The organism is Gilvimarinus sp. 1_MG-2023 (assembly GCF_030548285.1).
In genome coordinates this window covers 1-431 of the sequence record NZ_JAUOSC010000184.1, presented here as the reverse complement: position 1 = coordinate 431, position 431 = coordinate 1, and the positions used below count along the sequence as shown (strand labels likewise).

At 52.0% G+C, this 431-nt stretch carries 1 protein-coding gene; it reads left to right on the top strand.

What is annotated here, in order from left to right; all coding sequences use genetic code 11:
- Positions 1–69: 69 nt before the first annotated feature.
- Positions 70–431, top strand: a 362-nt coding sequence (locus tag Q4563_RS16335; RefSeq protein WP_303605228.1) for a hypothetical protein, incomplete at its 3' end; no start/stop codon positions are given.

Here is a 431-nt window from a genome sequence, read left to right as displayed (position 1 = left end):
CCTCTGAAGCCGGCCAATTCTGTTACAGTGGCGGCCGCTCTGACAAAGATGACATTCACAGAGGTTATTATGAAGTTCTTCTGGTCCCTGTTTGCGACAGCCTTTCTATTAATGGCCCTGATGCAATCTGCCGAGGCAGCCCCCCAAATAGACAGTGGCAGCTTTACCCATCACACCTTCACAGCCGCGGTTCCAGCCAAGTCGGCACTCCTGGCCAGCCAGACAGATGCCGCTACAGGACCGTGTACCCAAACAAGTACAAGCAGCTTGATAAAAGACCTGTTGAATGGCTTGTTCAGTGGCAGCCTGTTTGCTTTTCTGTTTGCCAACGGCGCTTTTGATGGCATCCAATGGATCGATATCCTGTGGCTGGTATTAACCGGACTGGTCTTGTTGAAACTGTTTCGCAGACAACCTGCACACCCTCCTGG